The sequence below is a fragment of the Streptomyces roseifaciens genome (genome assembly GCF_001445655.1).
Classification (GTDB): Bacteria; Actinomycetota; Actinomycetes; order Streptomycetales; family Streptomycetaceae; genus Streptomyces; species Streptomyces aureoversilis.
Genome location: NZ_LNBE01000004.1, coordinates 504,980 through 523,701, shown reverse-complemented (window position 1 = coordinate 523,701; position 18,722 = coordinate 504,980). Strand labels below are relative to the sequence as shown.

Annotated in this window: 19 protein-coding genes, 2 tRNA genes and 1 pseudogene; 10 read left to right on the top strand and 12 right to left on the bottom strand. The window is 74.8% G+C overall.

Annotated features, from left to right (window positions below; translation table 11 throughout):
- The first annotated feature begins 32 nt into the window (after positions 1-32).
- The gene (locus tag AS857_RS19430) at positions 33-548 is read left to right on the top strand and encodes an isochorismatase family protein (protein ID WP_058044573.1); all 516 of its coding nucleotides are present in this window, start codon (positions 33-35) and stop codon (positions 546-548) included.
- A gap of 131 nt (positions 549-679) precedes the next feature.
- Here the strand turns inward: AS857_RS19430 and AS857_RS19425 are convergent, their stop codons facing one another.
- Positions 680-1,108, bottom strand: coding sequence for a MarR family winged helix-turn-helix transcriptional regulator (locus AS857_RS19425; protein WP_058044572.1), 429 nt, complete (start codon positions 1,106-1,108; stop codon positions 680-682).
- 100 nt (positions 1,109-1,208) lie between these two features.
- Between AS857_RS19425 and AS857_RS19420 the strand changes: the two genes are divergently transcribed.
- Together AS857_RS19420 and AS857_RS19415 are read left to right on the top strand one after the other, a co-directional pair.
- On the top strand, positions 1,209-2,222 hold the full coding sequence (locus tag AS857_RS19420; RefSeq protein ID WP_058044571.1) for an NADP-dependent oxidoreductase: 1,014 nt from the start codon (positions 1,209-1,211) through the stop codon (positions 2,220-2,222).
- 89 nt (positions 2,223-2,311) lie between these two features.
- Positions 2,312-3,118, top strand: coding sequence for an EI24 domain-containing protein (locus AS857_RS19415; RefSeq protein WP_058044570.1), 807 nt, complete (start codon positions 2,312-2,314; stop codon positions 3,116-3,118).
- Positions 3,119-3,154: 36 nt separating this feature from the next.
- On the opposite strand, the gene AS857_RS19410 is transcribed toward AS857_RS19415, so the two are convergent.
- A complete protein-coding gene (locus AS857_RS19410) occupies positions 3,155-3,883 on the bottom strand; it encodes a carbon-nitrogen hydrolase family protein (protein ID WP_058044569.1) in 729 nt (242 codons plus the stop codon).
- 7 nt (positions 3,884-3,890) lie between these two features.
- The gene (locus AS857_RS19405) at positions 3,891-5,204 is read right to left on the bottom strand and encodes a C15 family peptidase (protein ID WP_058044568.1); all 1,314 of its coding nucleotides are present in this window, start codon (positions 5,202-5,204) and stop codon (positions 3,891-3,893) included.
- Positions 5,205-5,292: 88 nt separating this feature from the next.
- Here AS857_RS19405 and AS857_RS19400 point away from each other — a divergent pair, with 88 nt between their 5' ends.
- From AS857_RS19400 to AS857_RS19390, 3 genes are all read left to right on the top strand, one after another.
- Entirely contained in the window at positions 5,293-6,048 is a 756-nt protein-coding gene (locus AS857_RS19400) for an MgtC/SapB family protein (protein ID WP_058044567.1), read from the top strand.
- Between the two features lie 138 nt (positions 6,049-6,186).
- The gene (locus tag AS857_RS19395; protein WP_058044566.1) at positions 6,187-7,002 is read left to right on the top strand and encodes a VOC family protein; all 816 of its coding nucleotides are present in this window, start codon (positions 6,187-6,189) and stop codon (positions 7,000-7,002) included.
- Positions 7,003-7,093: 91 nt separating this feature from the next.
- Positions 7,094-7,609 (top strand): DinB family protein, encoded by a 516-nt coding sequence (locus tag AS857_RS19390; RefSeq protein ID WP_058044565.1) that lies wholly within the window; start codon positions 7,094-7,096, stop codon positions 7,607-7,609.
- Positions 7,610-7,728: 119 nt separating this feature from the next.
- Here AS857_RS19390 and AS857_RS39070 read toward each other — a convergent pair whose 3' ends face one another.
- Both AS857_RS39070 and AS857_RS19380 read right to left on the bottom strand, forming a co-directional pair.
- Positions 7,729-9,507 carry a hypothetical protein gene (locus AS857_RS39070; protein WP_058044564.1) on the bottom strand — a complete coding sequence of 593 codons (1,779 nt, stop codon included), beginning with the start codon at positions 9,505-9,507 and terminating at the stop codon, positions 7,729-7,731.
- Positions 9,504-10,223 carry an ABC transporter ATP-binding protein gene (locus tag AS857_RS19380; RefSeq protein ID WP_058044563.1) on the bottom strand — a complete coding sequence of 240 codons (720 nt, stop codon included), beginning with the start codon at positions 10,221-10,223 and terminating at the stop codon, positions 9,504-9,506. The genes AS857_RS39070 and AS857_RS19380 overlap by 4 nt, the downstream gene beginning before the upstream one ends.
- Positions 10,224-10,327: 104 nt before the next feature.
- Here AS857_RS19380 and AS857_RS19375 point away from each other — a divergent pair, with 104 nt between their 5' ends.
- Both AS857_RS19375 and AS857_RS19370 read left to right on the top strand, forming a co-directional pair.
- Positions 10,328-11,020, top strand: coding sequence for a hypothetical protein (locus AS857_RS19375; protein WP_245700329.1), 693 nt, complete (start codon positions 10,328-10,330; stop codon positions 11,018-11,020).
- Between the two features lie 142 nt (positions 11,021-11,162).
- The gene (locus AS857_RS19370) at positions 11,163-11,786 is read left to right on the top strand and encodes a class F sortase (protein ID WP_058044562.1); all 624 of its coding nucleotides are present in this window, start codon (positions 11,163-11,165) and stop codon (positions 11,784-11,786) included.
- A gap of 40 nt (positions 11,787-11,826) precedes the next feature.
- Here AS857_RS19370 and AS857_RS19365 read toward each other — a convergent pair whose 3' ends face one another.
- The 5 genes from AS857_RS19365 to AS857_RS19345 form a co-directional block, all read right to left on the bottom strand.
- Positions 11,827-12,252 (bottom strand): OsmC family protein, encoded by a 426-nt coding sequence (locus AS857_RS19365; protein WP_058044561.1) that lies wholly within the window; start codon positions 12,250-12,252, stop codon positions 11,827-11,829.
- 158 nt (positions 12,253-12,410) lie between these two features.
- Entirely contained in the window at positions 12,411-13,016 is a 606-nt protein-coding gene (locus AS857_RS19360) for a histidine phosphatase family protein (RefSeq protein ID WP_058044560.1), read from the bottom strand.
- Positions 13,009-13,422: a thioredoxin gene (gene trxA / locus AS857_RS19355; RefSeq protein WP_058044559.1), complete on the bottom strand. Its 414-nt coding sequence runs from the start codon at positions 13,420-13,422 to the stop codon at positions 13,009-13,011. Before trxA ends, AS857_RS19360 begins: the two co-directional genes overlap by 8 nt.
- A gap of 246 nt (positions 13,423-13,668) precedes the next feature.
- Positions 13,669-13,742: transfer RNA gene (locus AS857_RS19350), tRNA-Ile, on the bottom strand.
- 189 nt (positions 13,743-13,931) lie between these two features.
- Positions 13,932-14,004: transfer RNA gene (locus AS857_RS19345), tRNA-Asn, on the bottom strand.
- A gap of 174 nt (positions 14,005-14,178) precedes the next feature.
- On the opposite strand from AS857_RS19345, the gene AS857_RS19340 reads away from it, so the two are divergent.
- Both AS857_RS19340 and AS857_RS19335 read left to right on the top strand, forming a co-directional pair.
- Positions 14,179-14,466, top strand: a complete 288-nt coding sequence (locus AS857_RS19340) for a hypothetical protein (protein WP_058044558.1) — start codon at positions 14,179-14,181, stop codon at positions 14,464-14,466.
- 93 nt (positions 14,467-14,559) lie between these two features.
- Positions 14,560-15,990: an FGGY family carbohydrate kinase gene (locus AS857_RS19335; protein ID WP_058044557.1), complete on the top strand. Its 1,431-nt coding sequence runs from the start codon at positions 14,560-14,562 to the stop codon at positions 15,988-15,990.
- A 15-nt stretch (positions 15,991-16,005) separates the two neighbouring features.
- Here the strand turns inward: AS857_RS19335 and AS857_RS19330 are convergent, their stop codons facing one another.
- The gene (locus tag AS857_RS19330; protein ID WP_063278425.1) at positions 16,006-17,349 is read right to left on the bottom strand and encodes an RNA polymerase sigma factor; all 1,344 of its coding nucleotides are present in this window, start codon (positions 17,347-17,349) and stop codon (positions 16,006-16,008) included.
- 455 nt (positions 17,350-17,804) lie between these two features.
- Positions 17,805-18,428, bottom strand: a pseudogene (locus AS857_RS41540) (DNA primase); the annotation flags it as partial.
- Positions 18,429-18,722: the final 294 nt, after the last annotated feature.

The following is an 18,722-nucleotide window of genomic DNA, read 5'->3' as shown; positions in this document are numbered from 1 at the left end:
CGCGGCCCGGGCCCGACCGGTACCGTCTGGCCATGACGGAAATCGACCCGCAGCGCACCGCCCTCGTCCTCGTCGACCTGATGGAGCGCATCGTCGCGCTCCCCCTCGCTCCGCGCAGCGGGGACGAAGTGGTCCGCACGGCGGAGGAGTTGGCGCGGTCGTTCCGGAAGTCCGGGGGCACGGTGGTCGTGGTGCGCACCGAGCGGCCGGGGGTGCCGGAGCAGCCGCCGGGGAGCGGGCTGCTCGCGGGGTTCGCCGAGGAGGGCGACGTCGAGGTGGTGAAGCGGTCGGTCGGCGCCTTCCACGGCACGGACCTGGACGCGCGGCTGCGCGAGCGCGGCGTGCGGACGCTCGTTCTCGGCGGGATCGCCACCAACCTGGGCGTGGAGTCGACGGCCCGTGCGGCCGCCGACCACGGCTACGGGCTGGTGTTCGCGGAGGACGCGATGAGTGCGCTGACGGCGGAGGAGCACCGGGCGTCGGTGACGCTGGACATGCCGCGCCTGGGCACGGTGACCAAGGCCGCGGAACTGCGGTTCCCTGCATAAGGGGCGCCGGACCGCCCCGGGCCCTTCGGCCGAGACGGTGGGCAGCCGGTCGGCTGCGGGTCAAGGGCGGCCGGTCGCGCAGCTCCCCGCGCCCCTTGCCGGGCGCACCCGGCAGACTCAGGCGGGTCCGCTCAGGCGCCCGGTTCCAGCATCCGGCGCAGCAGGTCCCGCAGGACCCCGCGCTCCTCGGCCGAGAGGCCGGCGAGCGGCTCGCGGGCGAAGTCCAGCGACTCGCTCAGGCGCCCGGCGGTGTCGAGGCCGGCCGGCGTGGCCGCCGCGAGCTTGATGCGGCGGTCGTCGGGGTCGGGGCGCCGCTCCACCAGGCCGCGGGCCTCCAGGCGGTCGACGATGCCGGTGACGTTGGACGGCTCGCACTTCAGGAGCTGGGCGATGCGGCGCATCGGCAGGGACTCGCGCGCGAGCAGGGCGAGGACCTTGGCCTGGGCGCCGGTGAGCGCGTGCTTGGCCGCCGCCTCCTCGTACTCCTCGTGGTAGCGGGCCACGACGGCCGCGATGAGGTCGACGACCTCACGGGTCAGGGCATCGGTTCGGGGGACCATGCCCTCCAGGTTACCCGGTTGCTTGACAACATGAAATATCGAGGAGCATGGTTGTTTCAGTTCCTTAAGCTTTTGCTCGTCCACCAGGAGGTCGCGTCCCATGTCCGCCACGCCCACCACCAGCCGTGAATGGCACCTCGTCGCCCGCCCGCACGGCTGGCCGAAGCCCGAGGAGTTCGCGCTCCGGGAGACGGCCGTGCCCGAGCCCGGCGAGGGGCAGATCCTGGTGCGCAACATCCACATGTCGGTGGATCCGTACATGCGCGGCCGGATGAACGACGCCCGCTCCTACATCCCGCCCTTCCAGCTCGACCGGCCCATGGAGGGCGGCGCGGTCGGCGAGGTCGTCGCCTCGCGCAGCGACGCCTTCCAGGTCGGCGACCACGTCCTGCACAGCCTCGGCTGGCGGGAGTACGCCCTGGTCGAGGCCGCGCACGCGGTCAAGGTCGACCCGGAGCTCGCCCCGCTGTCCACCTACCTCGGCGTGCTCGGCATGCCGGGCCTGACCGCCTACGCGGGCCTGCTGGAGGTCGCCTCCTTCAAGGAGGGCGACGCCGTCTTCGTCTCCGGCGCCGCGGGCGCGGTCGGCCTCCAGGTCGGCCAGATCGCCCGGCTCAAGGGCGCCTCGCGCGTCGTCGGCAGCGCGGGCACGGACGAGAAGGTCAAGGCCCTCGTCGAGGAGTACGGCTTCGACGCCGCCTTCAACTACAAGAACGGCCCGGTCGCCGAGCAGCTCAAGCAGGTCGCGCCCGACGGCGTCGACGTCTACTTCGACAACGTCGGCGGTGAGCACCTGGAGGCCGCGATCGGCGCGATGAAGCTGCACGGCCGCGCCACCCTCTGCGGCGCCATCGCGGGCTACAACGACACCGAGCCGCAGCCCGGCCCGCGCAACATGATCGCGATCATCGGCAAGCGGCTGCGCCTGCAGGGCATGATCGTCGGGGACCACAAGGCGCTGCAGCCGCAGTTCGTGCAGGAGGTCGGCGGCTGGGTGCGCTCCGGCGAGCTCAAGTACCGCGAGACGGTCGTCCACGGCGTCGAGAACGCCCTGGACGCGTTCCTGGGCATGCTGCGGGGCGAGAACACCGGCAAGATGATCGTCACGTTCTAAGGGCCCCTTTCCGCCCTTCCCACCCGTCCTGCGCGCTCCGGCCGTCCGCCCCCCGGGCCGGCCGGGGCGCGCCGGATACCCTTCCCGCCATGCGAGATCTCATGGCGGGACTGACGTACCTGGGCAAGGGCCAGCGCTGGGTGGCGCGCAACCGGCGGCAGTGGGGGTTCGGGCTGCTGCCCGGGCTCATCACCCTCGTCGGCTACGCGGCGGCGGTCGTCTGCCTCGCCCTGTACGCGGGCGATGCCGTCGGCTGGGCCACGCCCTTCGCCGACGGCTGGTCCTCCCCCTGGGCCGGCCTGTTCCGGGGCGCGCTGACCGTCCTGCTCTTCGGCGGCGGCCTGCTGCTGGCCCTCATCTCCTTCACCGCCGTGACCCTGCTGGTGGGCCAGCCCTTCTACGAGGAGCTGTCCGAGCGGGTCGACCGCTCCGTGGGCGGCGACGTCCCCGAGTCCGGGCTGCCGCTCTGGCGCGAGCTGTGGATCGCGGCCCGCGAGAGCCTCGCGGTGCTCGTGCGCGTCGCCGTCTGGGGCGTGCTGCTCTTCGCGCTCGGTTTCGTGCCCGTCGTCGGGCAGACCGTGATCCCGGCCCTCGGCTTCTGCATCTCCGGCTTCTTCCTCGCCGAGGAGCTCACCGCCGTCGCCCTGCAGCGCCGCGGCGTGCCGCTGCGCGAGCGGCTGCGGCTGCTGCGCTCGCGCAAGCTGCTCGCGCTGGGCTTCGGGGTGCCGCTGACGCTGCTGTTCCTGGTGCCGTTCGTGGCGGTGTTCGTGATGCCGGGCGCGGTGGCCGGTGCGACGCTGCTCGTCCGGGACCTCATGGGGGAGGAGGCCGCGGAGGAGGACGCCTCCGGCGGCCCCGGCCCCCGGACGGAGGACGAGGGCGCCGCGCTCGGCTGAGAGGCGGCCCGTTCTCAGCTGAGAATCAGCCGGCTCTCAGCCGAGCGTCAGCCCGGCCGGCACCAGCTCCGCCTCCGTGGCCGAGCCCTCCGCGAGGACGGTGCCGTCCGGCGCCCACACCGCGCTGAGGCCGCAGGCGTCGTACGGGCCCGACGGGCCGCAGTGGTTCGCCAGCAGGACGTGGAGGCCGGCGGCCTTCGCCAGCGCGGGGAAGATCTCCATCCGCTCCTGTGCGCCGCCGCCCTGCCCGTACAGCGAGCTGGCGAGCAGCACGCCGCACCCGTCGGCGGCGGCGCGGGCCGCGCACTCGGGGAAGTGGGCGTCGTAGCAGATGACGTGCGCGAAGCGGACGCCGTGGAGGGTGAACCGGCCCTCGCCCGTGCCCGCCGCGAAGCCCGCGGCCCGCTCCGTGTCCGTCACGTGCACCTTGTTGTAGCGGGTGAGGAGGGCGCCGTCCGGGCCGTAGACGTAGCTGGTGATCGTCGTGCCCGCGGCGTTCCGGCCCGCGCAGTTGACCACGGCCGCGACGCCCGCCGTGCGGCACGCGTCCCGCACGGGGGCGAGCCGCGGGTCGCCGGGCTCCATGACCAGCCGGTCGCCCCCGCCGATGATCGCGTCCAGTTCGTAGCCGGTGGCGGCGAGTTCGGCGAAGACGACGAGCCCGGCGCCGCGCTCCCCCGCCTCGGTCACGAACGCGGCCATCCGGGCCGCGTTCGCTTCGATGTCGCACGGGCGGGCGGTGAACTGAGCTGCGGCGATGATCATCCGTCCATCATGGCGTCCGGCCGGCCGCGACGGCCACCCCTGTGATCGACCGCACCTGCGCGACGATCGCGAGCCGGTTGCGGACGAACCCGGGGTCGGTGACCGTGCCGGTCGCCGGATCCTCGTTGCCCCGGCCGAACTGCAGCACCGGGGTGTGCAGGTGCCCGCCCGGTACGCCCAGGCGCACCGCGTCGCGCAGCAGCGTCGCCCGGTAGGCGATCTCGTTGGAGAGGTAGTCGCCTCCGCCGCCCGCGCGGGCGGTCGAGCCGGGGGTCGGCCCGTCCGGTCGGTCGACGGGCTCCGTGGCGCCCGCCGGGATCTCCGTGACCTCGGTGTTGTCGTGCACGGCGAACGGCCCGGTGGCGGCCGCGGTGATCGCCGCGTACGGGAGGCTGGTGGACGTCCACTGCGGCTGCGGGTGCACGGTCGGGACGCCGGGCGGCACCGGCACGGTCTCCGTGCGGGAGACGTTCGCGTTGTCCGGGTAGCCGCCGCGCCAGGCGCCGTTGGTGCGCTCGACGTCGAAGCGGCCGGGGCGGCCCTGGCTGATCGTGGTGAAGACGTCCACCCGGCGCGGGCCCGGCCGGAAGTGCGGCAGCAGGGTCCGTTCCACCGTGCCGTCGGCGAAGTCCGCCCAGCGGACGGGGAAGACGGCGGCCTCGATGCGCGCCGGGCCGGCCGGGGTGTCGATCGTCGTGCCGTCCAGGGCGAGCGCGGCCGCGCCGGAGGGGTTGGAGCGGCGGGGGTCGGCGTCGAGCTGGAACGGGTCGAAGCCGGTGATGAGGACGCGCCTGACCTGCTCGCCGGCGGGGAGGTCGATGGAGTCCTGGCCGCGCGAGGAGCGCTCGATGCGGCCGGTGAGCTCGGCGCGCTGCGGCCCGGACAGCCGGAAGGCAGGCTTCCATTCCTGCAGGGCGCGGGTCATGCCGAGCCGCGCCCAGTACAGCGGGCGGTCGTCGTCCCGGCTCAGGTCGCCGGCGCGCTCCGGGCCCGGCCCGCGGCCCTGCACCCGGTCAACGGCCCGCCGCCACAGCCGCTGCCCCTCGGCCGTCGCGAGCCGCTGCGCCTGCGGCAGGGTGCGCGTACGGGCCAGGGCGGCGGCGAAGTCCGGGGCCGTGTCCGCGAACCCGCCGCGGCGCAGGATCTCCTGCGGCACGGGGCCGGACAGGCGCTGCTCCTCGGCGGTGAGGGCCTGCCGCGCGGCGGGGGCGGTGGCGGGCGCCGGGGCGGCGGTGGCGGGCGGGGCGGCCGCGGAGGCGGCGAGAAGGGCGGCGCCGAGCGCCGCACCGAGGGGTATTCCGCCAAGTCTCATGGGATTCATGAGCCGGAACGTATCCACTGAGCCCGGTCGTACGGTAGTGGGGTGTCAACTCCCTTCTAGGACAGTGGATTTCAAGCCACAATGAGGCATGAACACCGTGCAGCACATTGCGGTCCCCCTGTTCGATCTCTCCGGTCAAGGCGCGCGGCAGTTCGCCGAGTTGGGCATCGCGCTGCTGCTCTCCTCGCTCATCGGCCTGGAGCGCGAGTTACAGCAGAAGAGCGCCGGGCTGCGTACCCACACCCTCGTCGGGGTGGGCAGCGCGCTGTTCATGGAGGTCTCGATCCACGGCTTCGACGCCGTGTCCGGCATCGTCGGCGTCCGCCAGGACCCCTCGCGCGTGGCCGCCCAGATCGTCTCCGGCATCGGCTTCATAGGCGGCGGCCTGATCTTCGTGCGCCGCGACGCGGTGCGCGGCCTGACGACGGCGGCCACGATATGGCTGACCTGCGCGCTGGGCATGGCCTGCGGCGGGAGCCTGCCGCTGCTCGGCGTCGCGGCGACCCTGGTGCACTTCCTGGTGGTGCGCGGCTTCCCCGTCATCACCCGGCGCATGGCCCTCATACCCGGCGACCGGGTCGAGCTGCACCTGTCGTACCGCACCCGCAGAGGGCTGCTCGCGCGAATACTGGAGCTGTGCACGAAGCGCGGCTTCCGGGTCACGGACGTGCACATCGAGCCGGAGCAGCCGGCGGACGGCCGGGAGCGGGGCAGGGCCAAGGAGGCCGGGGTGGTGCTGAGCCTGGAGGGCAAGGGCCCGGCGTACCCGCTCGTGGAGGAGCTGACGTACTGGGACGGGATCATCGGGGTCGGACTGCGGGCGCACCAGGACGCCGCGGACTAGCCCCCGGCCCCCGGGTGCCGCGGCCGTCCACGGGGCCGGCGCGACCCCGGCGACCCGGGCGACCTGTGCCGACGGGCGGTTGTCAGTGGCGGGTGTCACGCTGGCTTCGCAAAGGACCCGCGAAGGGAGATCACTTCCATGATCACCACCGACTTTGTCCCCGGCTCCCCCTCCTGGCTCGACCTCGGCGCCCCCGACGTCCCGGCCGCGGCCGCCTTCTACGGATCGGTGTTCGGCTGGGAGTTCCAGTCCCACGGCGAGGAGGCGGGTGACTACGGCGTCTTCCGGCTGGACGGCAAGTCCGTCGCCGGCATCGGCCCGCTCACCGAGGAGGGCGCCCGCTCCGCCTGGATGATCTATTTCGGGACGGCCGACGCGGACGCCGCGGCCCGGGCCGTCGAGCGGGCGGGCGGCACGGTGCGGGTGCCGCCGATGGGCCCCGGCGAGGGCGAGGGCGAGGGCCGGATGGCCCAGTTCACCGACCCCCAGGGCGGCCAGTTCGCCGTCTTCCAGCCCGGCACCTACCCCGGCCTGGAGGCGGCCGACACCCCCGGCACCCTGTCCTGGACCGAGCTGTACACCACCGACGCGGCGGCGGCGCAGGAGTTCTACGGCGCGGTCTTCGGCTGGACCGCGGAGGACATGCCGCTCCCGGGCGGCGGAGGGACGTACGTCCTGCTCACCCCGGAGGGGCGGGACAAGGAGCTGATGCACGGCGGCCTGATGCAGCTCCCCTCCGAGCACCTCGCCCTGAACGGCGGCCGCCCCTACTGGCACCCGGTCTTCGCCACCGGCGACTGCGACGCGACGGTCGCGAAGGTCGTCGAGGGCGGCGGCACGGTGCAGATGGGCCCGGAGGACGCGGAGGGCGTCGGCCGGCTGGCCATCTGCCTGGACCCGGCGGGAGCCGACTTCGTGGTACTCAAGCCGGAACCCGAGGGCTCGGGCGGCTGAGGGCCGGGGCTGCCGAGGGCTCGGACGGCCGTGGGCCGGACCGCCGGGGAAAGGGCTCGCGCCGCCGCACTGGCCCGGGCATGATCGCCGGATGACGTGGACAGCACCCGCCATCACCCGGCCGGCCGGATCCCTCGCGGCCGGCGAACGCACGCTGCTCACCGGCCTGCTCGCCTGGCACCGCAGCACCCTGCTGCACAAGTGCGCCGGGCTGACCGGCGAGCAGCTGGCCGAGCGGACCGTGCCGCCGTCGGACCTGTCGCTGCTGGGGCTGATCCGCCACATGGCGAAGGTCGAGCGCATCTGGTTCCGCGAGCGGTTCGCCGGTCAGGACCTGCCGCGGCTCTACAGCACGGAGGACAACAAGAACGCCGACTTCGATGAGGCGGATCCGGCCCGCGCCGCCGCGTACTACGCGTGCCTGCTGGAGGAGCAGCGCCTGGCCGACGAGGTGCTCGCCGGGGCGTCCCTGGACGACACGTTCACCATCGACGGCGAGCCGTATTCGCTCCGCTTCGTCCACCTCCACCTCATCGGCGAGTACGCCCGCCACAACGGGCATGCGGACCTGCTGCGGGAGCGGGTGGACGGCGTCACCGGCGGCTGAGCGCGGAGGCGGACCGGCCCGGCCGCCACCGCGACGGCCCGGCCGCCGCCGCGCCGGCTCGTGCGTCGGTGCGGGCTCGTGCGTAGGTACCGGCTCGTGCATCGGTGCTGGCTCGTGCGTCAGTGCCGGACCAGCCGGTCCGCCGACCACGCCGCGAAGGCGAGCAGGCCCGCCGTCAGCACCGCTGCCACGGCGGTCACATCGGCCACGGCCCCCGCGTCGAGCTGCCCCCGCCCCAGCACCTTGTGCAGGGCGATCCCCAGGCCGCCCACCGTCACCAGCGGCCCCGCCGCGTACCAGCCGAGGAAGAGGATCACGCCGGGGTCGCCCATCGGCGTGCTGACGCCGGTGGCCATCAGGTGCGTACGGGCCGGGCCCCGGCACGCCGCGAAGACCGCCGCCGCCGCGAACGGCACCGCGCACACCGGCATCAGCAGCAGCGCCCAGGGCGCCCCCGCCACCGCGAAGGGCACCGCCGCGAGCAGCGCCGTCAGGGCGCCCAGCACCGTCGGCACCACCGCGTGCTGGAGCATCAGCGTGCGGAAGCGGAACGGGGACCAGGCCGCGCGCCGCACGTCGTCCGTCTCCAGCCGGGCCGGCTCGGCGAGCGCACCCACGCCGACGTAGCCGAGCAGCAGCGCGGCGACAAGGCCGATCACGCGTTCCGGTCCGCCGAACTGCAGCCCCAGGGCGGCCGTCGCCGTGGCGCACACCGTCCACAGCAGGGCCTTCGCCGGGCGTGCGGGCGCCCTCAGCAGGGACAGCAGGTCCCGCCACACCACCACGAGGTACTTGCTGCGCGGGCGCGGCAGCCGCACCCGGCGGGTGCTGCCGGTGCCCGTGGCGTCCATCAGGGCCAGCTTGGCGGCCCGCAGCTCCACCGAGTACATCACCGAGGAGACCGTCTGGGCGGTCGCCGCACGCCGCCGCAGCTGGGTCGTGGGCACGCGCGCGGCGTCCCGGTGCCCCTGCACCAGGCCCGCGGCCGCCAGCAGCACCAGCAGCGCCACCGCGGCGGGCCAGGCGGGCGCGTGGCCGCCGGCCACGGAGACGACGGGCTGTGCGGCCCAGCCCCACGGCCCGGACCACAGCTCCACCTGCTCCAGCACCGCACTCCGGTGCCCGTACGCCGCACCCGCGACCTGTCCCGCGAGCAGCATCAGCACGAGGACGGCCAGGGGCGTGAAGCGGCGTACGAGACGCGCGAGCCCGGCCCGGTGCTCCACCGCCATGCCGACCGCGACGGCCAGCAGCGGCAGGCACACCGCGGCCGGCAGGAGCGCGAGCAGCGCGGTACCGAGCGGGGCCAGGTCCACGACGCGCAGGACGACGGCCGCGGCGACCGCCACCACCAGCGCCGGGACGACCGAGACCCCGGCCGACAGCCAGAACCACGGGCGCAGGACGGCCGCGCGGCGCACGGGCTGGGCGAGCAGCCAGCCGACCGAGGGGGCGGGGACGACGACGGGGCCGCGCCACAGGGCGTCGCGCGCCGCGAGCAGGGCCAGGACGGCGGTCAGGAGGGCGAACAGGGCGGGCAGCGTGTCCTGGACGCGCTCGCCGAGGCCGCCGTGGTCCGCGCCCAGCCGGGCCCGCTGCAGGAAGTGGACGGCGTAGGCGCTGCCGTAGCCCGCGACGATGAGGACGACCGAGTAGAGGAAGACGGCGAGGTCGCGGCCCTTCTGCCGGCGGTGGGCCTTGCGCTTCTCGCGCAGCCAGGCCAGCGTCTCGGCGGTGCGGTCGTCCTCCTCCTCGGTCCAGGTGGGTTCGTCGGCGTCGGCGTCGGCGTCGGCGTCGGCGTCAACGCCGGTGTCGGTGTCGATGTCGGCGTCAGTGTCGGTGCGGGCCTCGCCGCCCTCGTCGGTGGCCGGGGCCCCGCCCGGCGCCTCGCCGCTCATCCGCGCAGCCCCAGCCCGGCCAGGACCTCCGCCGGTGCGCCCTCGGCGATCACCCGGCCGTCCTCCAGGGCGATCATCCGGTCCGCGACGGACTCCGCCAGGTCGGCCTGGTGGGTCGCCAGCAGGACGGCCACGCCGTCGCGCTTCTCGCCGTTCAGCAGCTCCGCGAGGCGGACCCGGGCGTCCGGGTCGAGCCGCTGCTCGGGCTCGTCCAGGATGAGCAGGTCGCGGGGGCGGACGAGCGCCGCGGCCAGCAGCAGCGACTGGAGCTGGCCGGAGGAGAGCGAGCCGGGCAGCGCCCGCGCGTGGTCGGTCAGCCGGCGGTCGGCGAGCACGTGGTCGATCCAGGCGCCGGCGTCCTCCACGGCGTGGGCGACGGTGACGAGTTCGAGGTGCTCGCGCACGGTCAGATCGGGGTAGGTGGCCACGGTGTCGCCCACGACCGCGACCCTGGCCCGTACCTCCGGGTCGTCCTCGGAGACCTTGCGGCCCGCGAAGTGCGCGGTGCCGGCGGTGGGCTCGTCCCGGCCGGCGGCTATCCGCAGCAGCGTGGACTTGCCCGATCCGTTGTGGCCGAAGAGGGCGGTGCAGGTCCCCGGCTCCAGGTCGAGGTCGAGCGGGTGCAGGGCCTCCCTCTCCCCGTAGGTGCGGCTGACTCCGCGCAGCCGCAGGAGCGGGGCGGGGCCGCCGCCCTGCGGGGCCTTCGAGCCGGACATCAGAGCCTCCGTACGCCAGTGATCACTCACCCCGACCTTAGTGAGCGGGCGGCGTCCGCGGAGCCCTACCCCGGCCCGCTGCCGGGTGCGCGACGATGGCCCCCATGTACCCAGCCTCCGACTTTCCGTCCGAGCCGGGCCGGCGGTCCGGCACTCCCGGCGCCTTCGGCCGGTCCGGCAGCACCGGCCGCCCCACCGGTCCCGCCCGTCCCCGCACTCCCGGTACTACCGGCGCCTGGGAGGCCTTCGGCCCCCTCGGCTTCCAGCTCGTCCTCCTGCGGCGGATGGCCGACCACCAGCCCGGCCTGGTCGAGGACGCCCTGCGCGAACTCGGCGTCGACCGGAGCAGGATGCGGAAGACGAACCGCCGCTGGCAGGCAGCGCTGCGGGCCCCCGGGCAGCGCGGGGCGCGTCCGCACTACCGCTCGGTGCTCGGCCCGCCCGAGGCCACCGGCGAGCGGCACGTGGGCGACCTGACGTTCGAGACGGCGACGTGGCGGGTGCCGCTCTGGCCGGACCTGCGGTTCGAGGTGCTGGCGGCGCCCGGCGGGGCCGTCTGGAACGAGTGGCTGGTCCGCGCCCCGGGCGCGCCCGGCCCTCGGCTGCGGACCGTGGAGGACCTGAAGCCCTGGTCGTGCACCGTGGACGAGGTGGCGCGCGCCTTCGCCCCCGCCCGGCCGCTGGAGGGCACGGCCCCCACCCGCTGGCAGCTCGCCTTCACGGCGCCGGACGCCTCCGGGGAGCGGGCCGAGTACACGGCCGAGTTCACGTGGGGGCTGCTGCAGCGGTTCGTCTGAGGTGCCCTGGGGCCACCACCGGGCGGGGGTGCGCCTCCTCCTTCCGGGGGAGGCAGAACTGGCCGTTCACCCGAAGCCGGGACGCCGAGGCCGTCCCTAGCGTGGGCAGCGTTCCCTCCCCCCACGCCCGGATGGATGCCCGATGCCCCGTACACCCCGTGCACCTCGTACGCCGTGTGCACCCCGTACGCGCCGTGCGCGCCTTCCCTCACTCGCCCTCGCGGCCCTGCTGCTGCCCGCCGCGCTCGCCGCGGCCCTGCTCACCGGCTGCTCGTCGGGCACGGAGGGCAGCACGGCCGCCAGCGGCACCCCGGCCTCGGCCGAGGAGCCCGCCCGCGTCTCGATACCGTCCATCGGCGTGGACAGCGCCCTGCTGCGCCTCGGCAAGAACGGCGACGGCACCGTGCAGGTGCCGCCGCCGGAGAAGGGCATGACCGCCGGCTGGTACACCGGCGGCGCGACGCCCGGCGAGCCCGGCGCCGCCGTCCTCATCGGCCACAACGACACCCGCGACGGCAAGGCCGTCTTCCACGACCTGGGGAAGGTGGACAAGGGGACCGTCGTCGACGTGCGGCGGGGCGACGGTAAGGTGCTGCACTTCTCCGTCACGGGGAAGGAGACCGTCGACAAGTCCGTCTTCCCGACGCAGAAGGTCTACGGGGAGACGCGGGAGCGGGCGCTGCGCCTGGTCACCTGCGCGGGGACCCTCGACGCGGACGGGCACCCGGTACAGAACCTGATCGTCTACGCGGCCCTGACGTCGTAGGCGTTACGCATCAGGGCCGCGGAGCGCGAAGGGGCAGGGGTCAGACCAGCTCGGCCGTCAGCGTGATCGTCGTGCCCGTGAGGGCCTGGCTGACGGGGCAGTTCTTCTTGGCGCCCTCGGCGGCCTCCTGGAAGCCCGCCTCGTCCAGGCCCGGCACCTCGCCGCGGACGGTGAGGTGGATGCCGGTGATGCCCTCGCCCGGCTGGAACGTGACGTCGGCCTTGGTCTCCAGGCGGGTGGGCGGGGTGCCCGCGCCCGTCAGGCCGTGCGAGAGGGCCATGGAGAAGCAGCTGGAGTGCGCGGCCGCGATCAGCTCCTCGGGGCTGGTCTTGCCGTTGGCCTGCTCGGCGCGCGACGGCCACGACACCGGCTGGGAGCCGATGCCGGACGAGTCGAAGGTGACGGTGCCGCTGCCCTTGAGCAGCTCACCTTCCCAGACGGTGTGCGCGGTGCGGGTGGTGGCCACGAATACATCCCTCCACAGAAGTCGGTCGTACGAAGGCGGTCGTACGGGGACCGGGGCGTCACGACCGGGGCGTCACCGGCCCTTCCGGTCCGCCCCGATCATCGGTCCACGGCGGCCGTGGCCCCGGTTCCGACACGCTCCGCCGATCCTGCAACGGATCACGCAGCCGCCTGGTTCCAGGCCACGAGCGCGGGGCGGCCGTGCTCGGTGCCGATCCGGCTGAGGGTGGCGGTGTCGAGGCGGAAGAGCGCGCCCGCGGCCGGGGGCAGGCCGAGCCTACGGGCGGTCAGCACGCGCAGGAAGTGGCCGTGCGCCACCAGCACCACGTCGCCCCCGTCCCCGCGGTCCCCGTCCAGCCAGGGCGCGATGCGCGCGAGGACGCGGTCGGCGCGGGCGCCGACCTCCGCGGGCGTCTCCCCCGGGTGTTCCGGCGGCCCGGGGACGACCCCGTCGTCCCACAGGTACCAGCCGGGGCGGGTGCGGTGGATCTCCGCGGTCGTCACGCCCTCGTAGCCGCCGTAGTCCCACTCGTGGAGGTCGGGGTCGACCTCGGCGCCGTCCAGCCCGGCGAGCTCGGCCGTGCGCAGGGCCCGCTTCATGGGGCTCACCAGCACCTTCGCGGCCGTACGGCCCGCGAGCAGCGGCCGCAGGGCCTCCGCCTGCCGCTCGCCGCGCCCGGTCAGGGCCACGTCCGTGAAGCCGGTGTGCCGGCCGTCGCGGCTCCACTCGGTCTCGCCGTGGCGGACCAGCAGCAGCTCACTCACCGGCGGACTGTCCCTCGCCCTGCGCCGCCCGCCCGGCCTTGGCCTGCTCCTCGGCGACGGAGGCGCGCACCTCGTCCATGTCGAGCGCGCGGGCCTGGCGGATGACGTCCTCCAGGGCGGCCTCCGGGAGGGCGCCCGGCTGGGCGTAGACGGCGATGTTGTCCCGCACGATCATCAGCGTGGGGATCGACCGGATCTCGAACGCGGCCGCGAGCTCGGGCTGGGCCTCGGTGTCGACCTTGGCGAAGACCAGGTCGCCGTGGCGCTCCGCCGCGCCCTCGTACACCGGCGCGAACTGCCGGCAGGGGCCGCACCACGACGCCCAGAAGTCGATGAGGACGAATCCGCTGCCGGAGACGATCTCGTCGAAGTTGTCCTTGGTGAGCTCCACCGTGCTGCTGCTCATGCGTCGCTACCTGCTTCCGCTGTGGCGTCGGGTGACCGTCGGACCGGCCCAGCAGCGCCAACAGGATGAAGCCGGGCCGTATTCCGCCGCATACCCGTGCCCGGGCGGGGCAGACGGACTGCGTGGCCGAAGACGTGCGCCGCCCGGCCCCCGACAGCACGAAGCCCCGCCGGGTCGTTCCTGTCCGGAACCGGGCGGGGCATCGAAAACGCTGGTCGCATCGTTTCTGCACCAACGTCACGCGTGTGGGGCGGGTGGGACTCGAACCCACGGCCGACGGATTATGAGTCCGCTGCTCTAACCGGCTGAGCTACCGCCCCGTTCACGGCGCGTCGCGCACATCTGTGCGCGCCGTCTGCCGCAGCATAGCCGCTCATACGATCTGCTGCCCCTGAGGGGGCGTATTGCGTGACCTACCTGACCATGAGGACTTCGATCACGGCGGGGCGGTTCCCTCCGGAAGCGTCCGGATACGAAAAAGGACCCCCGAAGGGGTCCTCGATCGCTTGCTCCTCCGACTGGACTCGAACCAGTAACCTGCCGGTTAACAGCCGGCTGCTCTGCCAATTGAGCTACAGGGGACTGCTGCGTTTGCCACGAATGCGGTGCTGCCCGGGCTTCCGGGCGGCGTGCGCTCGCTGCGAGACATACATTAGCGCAAGCAGGGGGGTGCTCCGCCAATCGGTTCCCCGGGAGTGACCTTCGCACCCGGCGGGTAGGCGGCGACCACAGCGTCCGAGGGAAGGGTGGAGCGGGATGCGCTACCGGCTGACGTTCATGATCGGGGCAGCCGTCGGGTACGTACTGGGCGCACGGGCCGGCCGCGAGCGGTACGAGCAGCTGCGCAAGGGCGCCCGGCAGATCGCCCAGAACCCCGCGGTCCGCAATACGGTCGAGTCCGCCGCCCAGAACGGCAGGGCCATGAGCTCCCGGGCCTTCGCGAAGGTGGGCGACCGGCTGCCGGATTCGGTGGGCGAGCGGGTGCGGTCGCTGCGCGAGCGGGGACAGGGCTCCGAGGACGACTGGGGCACCAGTAACACCTGACCCGGTCGTGAGCCCCTGACCCGGCCGCCGTCCGGCCGGGTCAACACCCGACCGGCGCACGGAGCATGCCCCGGTGTTTGGCATCATCTCGGCATGGGCATAGTCGCGGGCTTGGACAGTTCCACCGAGAGCACACGGATCGTCGTCTGCGATACGGACACGGGGGCCGTGCTCCGCCAGGGGTACGCCCCCCATCCGCCGACCGACGGCGACCCCCAGGCATGGCTGATCTCCCTCGGCGAAGCCGCCGCCGGAGGCCTCCTGGAGGGCGTGCAGGCCATCGGGGTCTCCGCGCAGCAGAACGGACTGCTCGCGCTGGACGCCGGCGGCGTCCTCGTCCGGCCCGCGATGCTCGGCAACGACAAGCGCATGCAGCCCTCCGCGGCCGACCTGACCGACGCGCTCGGCGGCCGCGCCGCCTGGGCGCAGGCCGTCGGCTCGGTGCCGCAGCCCGGCCAGATGGTCGCCAAGCTGCGCTGGCTCGCCCGCAACGAACCCGAGTCCGCCCAGCGCATCGCCGCCCTGCTCCAGCCGCACGACTGGCTCGTGTGGCAGCTCCTCGGCCGCCCGCTGCGGCGCACCACCGACCGCGGCGACGCCTCCGGCACCGGCCTGTGGTCCGCCGCGACCGCCTCCTGGCGGCCGGACCTGGTCGAGCTGGCCCTGGGCCGCCCGGCCGTGCTCCCGGACGTGCTCGCGCCCGCCGAGCCCGCCGGGCACACCCCCGAGGGCCTGCTGATCTCCGCCGGCACCGGCGAGACGATGGCGGCCGCCTTCGGACTGGGCGTGGGACCGGGCGACGCCGTGGTCTCCCTGGGCGCCTCGGGCTCGGTCTTCGCCGTGCACCACGAGGCGCTGGTGGACCCCTCCGGGACGATCACCTCCTACGCCGACGCGACCGGCATGCACCTGCCCGTGGTGCACACCCTCAACGCCGTGCGGGTGCTGCGCGGCACGGCGGAGCTGCTGGGCACGGACCTGGCCGGCCTGTCGGAGCTGGCGCTGCAGTCGAGCCCGGGCTCGTACGGCCTGGTGATGCTGCCGTACCTGGAGGGCGAGCGGACCCCGCACCTGCCGCACACCGCGGGCACGCTGGCGGGGCTGCGCCGCGAGAGCATGAAGCCGGAGCACCTGGCGCGGGCCGCGTTCGAGGGCATGCTGTGCGGGCTCACGGACGCGCTGGACGTGCTGCGGGGGCGCGGGGTGCAGGTGCGCCGGGTGTTCCTGCTGGGGGCCGCGGCGGAGCTGCCCGCCGTGCAGGCCGCCGCTCCCGCGCTGTTCGGCACGCAGGTCGTCGTGCCCCAGCCGGCGGACTACGCGGCGCTGGGCGCGGCCCGGCAGGCCGCCTGGGCGCTGGGCGTCCAGCAGGGCGCGCTGGCCCCCCACGAGCCGCCCCTGTGGCCCGCGGCGGCCAGCCAGGTGTTCGAGCCGGGCGAGGACCTGCCGGTGGGTCAGGCGGTGCGCCAGCAGTACGCCGCCGTGCGCGAGCAGACCCACCCGGGGGCCTTCGACGCCGCCGGCTAGCCGGCGCTCCCCCGGTCAGTCGAGGTAGCCGCGCAGCTGGTCGGCGAAGGCGTGGTCGCGCAGCTTGTTGAGGGTCTTGGACTCGATCTGGCGGATGCGCTCGCGGGTCACTCCGAAGATGCGGCCGATCTCCTCCAGCGTGCGGGGACGGCCGTCGACCAGCCCGTAGCGCAGCTGCACCACCTTGCGCTCGCGCTCCCCGAGCGTCGACAGGACCGCCTCCAGGTGCTCGCGCAGCAGCAGGAAGGCCGCCGACTCGACGGGGGACGCCGCGTCGCCGTCCTCGATCAGGTCGCCGAGGGCGACGTCGTCCTCCTCGCCGACGGGCGCGTGCAGGGAGACGGGCTCCTGCGCCAGCCGCAGGACCTCGCTGACCCGCTCCTGGGTCAGGTCGAGCTGGGCGGCCACCTCGTCGGCCGTGGGCTCGTAGCCGCGCTCCTGCAGCATGCGGCGCTGGACGCGGACGACGCGGTTGATGAGCTCCACGACGTGCACCGGGACGCGGATCGTGCGGGCCTGGTCGGCGAGGGCCCGCGACATGGCCTGGCGGATCCACCACGTCGCGTACGTGGAGAACTTGTAGCCGCGGGCGTAGTCGAACTTCTCGACCGCCCTGATCAGGCCCAGGTTGCCCTCCTGGACCAGGTCGAGCATGGTCAGGCCGCGGCCGATGTAGCGCTTGGCGACCGAGACGACGAGGCGCAGGTTCGCCTCGATCAACCGCCGTTTGGCCATCCGGCCGAGGACGACGAGGCGGTCGAGGTCCAGGGCGAGCTGGGAGTCCAGGTCCGGGGCGCCGGCGAGCTTCTCCTCCGCGAACAGCCCCGCCTCCACACAGCGGGCGAGCTCCACCTCCTCGGCGGCGGACAGCAGCGGGATGCGACCGATCTCGCGCAGGTACTGCCGGAAGAGGTCGGAGGACGGGCTGCCGCCGGAGTCGGTACGGGCGGAGTCCGACTGCTCGGCGCGCGCGGCCCGGGGGGACGCGGTCCCGGTCTCCTCGGCGTCGGTCTCGGTCTCGGTCTCCTCGGCCTCGTGCGGGGCGCCGGCCGGCGTGGTGCTCCCCGCCGGATCCGGCAGGGGCGGCTCGTCGGAGAGGCTCTCGGCCTGGGGCGCGGCGGGCTGCCGGGGGACGCCCTGGGCCGGGGCGGCCGCGGGCCGTGAGGGGAGCCTGGTCGGTGTCCGGGTCTGCACGGGGGCGACCTCCAAGGTGATCGCTGCCGGTTTCGGGGCGGCATGCGCCGGAGGGGCGGCAGCGGCCTGGCCGCCGGCCGTCCCGGGGATCAGGAGCGGCTTCGCGAAGGGTTCCGAGTTCCGGGTCCGAGCGGCCGGGCCTGCCGCGTCCGAGGACTCAGGCACCGCCCACCAGTGTGGGGTACGACGCGGGCCCGCCACGAGGGGCGTGCGGGCACTTTCTGAGTCCGTTCCGTGACCGGGGGTTACGGAACGGTGCCGGCACCCCCGGTCCCGGGCTCGGCACCGGCCCGGCACCGCCGGGTCATACGGGCGAAGGCCCGGGCCCTTCCATCCCGCCGCGGCGGCGAGCAACCCCCACGACGTGACCGGCGGTGCCGGACAAGGCTTCCGGAGGGCTCGGCACCGCCGGTCAGGCTCGTGGTGGCCGATCACCACAGCGGCGGATTCGAGGGGCCCGGCCCCTCGACAAGAAACGGCGCCCGCCGAGCCCCTTCAGGGCCGGATCACCGGCACCCTTGAAGCCGCCGCCGCGGAGACCGGCGGTGCCGGACGACGCTTTCGGGCGGCGCCGTAGGCGGGGCAGGCGAAGGGGCCGGCCCCCTTCGCGGGGGCGGGCCCTAGAGGGCCGACGCCCCGCGGTCCTTCAGGGAGCGGGCGTACTGCTCCAGCACCCACAGTTCGTTCTGCACGGCGGCGAGGTGCTCCGGATCCGGCCGGCTGCCCAGCCGGATGAGGCTGCCCTGGACCTCCTGGATGCGGCGTTCGACGGCGCGCAGCCGGACCTGGACGAGCTGTATTCCCGCGTAGACCTCGTCGACGTTCTTGTGCCGGATCGCCTCGACCGCCAGCTCGGTGATCATCGCCCGGACGGTGTCGTCGGGGGCGGCGTCCCGGACGCGGGTGAGGTAGTCGGCCGGGGCGCCGGTGACGCCGCCGGCCTCCTCGATCGCGCGGCGCACGGCCACGTAGGGCGCGGCGGTGAACTCGTCCTCGCCGTAGGCGTCGAAGGCGGGGGCGACGAGCTCGGGCCGCTGCAGGGCGAGCTTGAGCAGTTCGCGCTCGGTGAGCGCGACGGGGCTGCGCAGGTTGAGCGCGGGGCCGCGGACGGCCTGCGCCCCGCCGGTCCGGTGGTGGTCGGGCCCCGCCGCGGGCCCGGCGCCGGACCCGGGGGCCGGCACGCCGGCCCGGACGGCGGAGCGCTGCTGGTGACCGCCGCGCTCCCCGCGCTCGCGCGCCCAGCGGCCGCCCGCCGATCTGCCGCAGGGGGAACCGGCGCACCTCGCCGACGAGGCGACGGGCTCCGGGGCGCCCGCCCGGGCGGGCGCCCCGGAGCCCGGGATGCGGCACTCGCCATGCGGGAGCGGTCCCAGGTCCGGCAGGACATCATCACGGGCGGCACGACCGGTCGGGAGGCCCAGGACCGGCTCGACGCCTGGCACGCGTACGAGACCGCCCGCAGCGGCCTGGGCGAGCTGAGCGAGCGCGCCGAACGGGTTGTCGACGTGCCCCACGGGCCCCACGGGCTGCGGGGCGGG